Source organism: Arthrobacter sp. Y81 (assembly GCF_002929335.1).
Taxonomy (GTDB): domain Bacteria; phylum Actinomycetota; class Actinomycetes; order Actinomycetales; family Micrococcaceae; genus Arthrobacter.
The window spans coordinates 1-1,502 of record NZ_PJIL01000048.1 but is presented as its reverse complement, the minus strand read 5'-3'; the positions used below and the strand labels follow the sequence as shown (position 1 = coordinate 1,502).

The window sequence follows — 1,502 nt, the reverse complement described above, 5'->3', positions numbered from 1 at the left end:
TTGTCTGAAGAAAGAGTTTTTCTGTGAGTGATATCAGATTAGATTCAAACCCGCGCAATGACCCCGAGGGGACAAGCATAAAGAGCCCCTCGGGATCAAGCGGTGCTATGAAACGGACGCTTGGAACCGGGGCGATCGTCTTCATGGTGGTGGCGGCTGCTGCGCCGCTCACCGCGGCAACTGGTGTGTTGCCCCTCTCGATTGTATTTTCAGAGAATTCTGCTGCACCGTTCTATTACGTGATCGCAATGGCGATCCTCTGTTTGTTTGTCGTCGGTTACAACGAATTAAGCAAGCATGTACGGAACGTGGGTGGCTTTTACTCGTACATTGAGCGCGGGCTTGGAAGGGTTCCCGGCAACGCGTCGGCGATGCTCGCGTTGGGAGCCTACGCTCTGACCGTAGTGGCTTTGACTGTCTATGCGGGGCCTTTCGTTACAAAGCTCGTCGGCACATTCACCGGCTGGCAGGACTCCCCTTGGTGGCTTTGGTCGCTCATGTTTTGGGGGCTCATTGCACTCCTTGGATACCGAGACATCGACCTGAGCTCAAAAGTCCTTGGGGTCCTGCTTGTTCTGGAAGCCGTAGCTCTGCTGGTGCTGGACATCGCTATCCTGTCCAAGGGAGGCGCTGAAGGCGTAACGGCCGCGCCCGTAAATCCGGTTGAAGCGATGACGCACGGGTCGCCTGGGAGTGGCATCATGTGGGCTGCGCTTTGTTTCGTCGGATTTGAAGCGACCGCGGTATTCCGCAATGAGGCCAAAAACCCGGAGAAAACTGTGCCTCGCGCCACGTACCTGGCCGTATTCTCTGTCGGAATTCTGTATCTGTTCACTTCATTCAGCATCGTTATCGGCGCCGGCTCGAAGAACCTCGTCGAGTTCCTCTCGGCTGACCCAAGCGCAGGAGTCCTCGCGCTCGGCTCAGAGTTCATTTCTCCCGTTTACTCGAACATAGTCAACGTGCTTCTCGTGGGTAGTGTTTTTGCCTGCGCGCTCTCATTTCACAATGTGGTGAGCAGGTACAAAATGGCAATGGGGCAGTCGGGATTGCTTCCCGCGTACTTCGGGAAGGTCCATGTCAGGCACGGCGTTCCATCGAACGCCTCGGCGGTCCTCTCGGGCCTCGTTCTCGTCGGGGTGGTCGTCTCTGCAGTCCTCAACCTTGACCCGGTGACAGGGGTGTTCGCTCCGCTTGTGGGCGTTCTTGGGTTCGCCGTCCTGGCTCTCATGGCACTGACGTCCCTGGCTGTCATCTTCTATTTCAACTTCAGACCGGCGATCAAGGTGTCCATATTTGTCAGGATCATCGCGCCCGTGCTGGCCATCCTAGGGCTCGGATTCGTGCTGATCCTGTCGTTTGCGAATATCGACGTCGTAACAGGCTCAAGTGGAGCGTCCATTTTCGCCATCGCACTCATGGTCGGCCTGCCCCTGATAGGTGCGTTGCTGTCCCTTCGTAAGTCGAACTCGGCTGGCATTCCAGAAGAATGAACTCAACGA

Annotated in this window: 1 protein-coding gene; it reads left to right on the top strand. The window is 56.4% G+C overall.

Features of this window, described 5'->3' with window-relative positions; translation table 11 throughout:
- Positions 1 to 23 precede the first annotated feature (23 nt).
- Entirely contained in the window at positions 24 to 1,493 is a 1,470-nt protein-coding gene (locus CXQ91_RS24100; RefSeq protein WP_146072432.1) for an APC family permease, read from the top strand.
- The last annotated feature ends 9 nt before the right edge of the window (positions 1,494 to 1,502 follow it).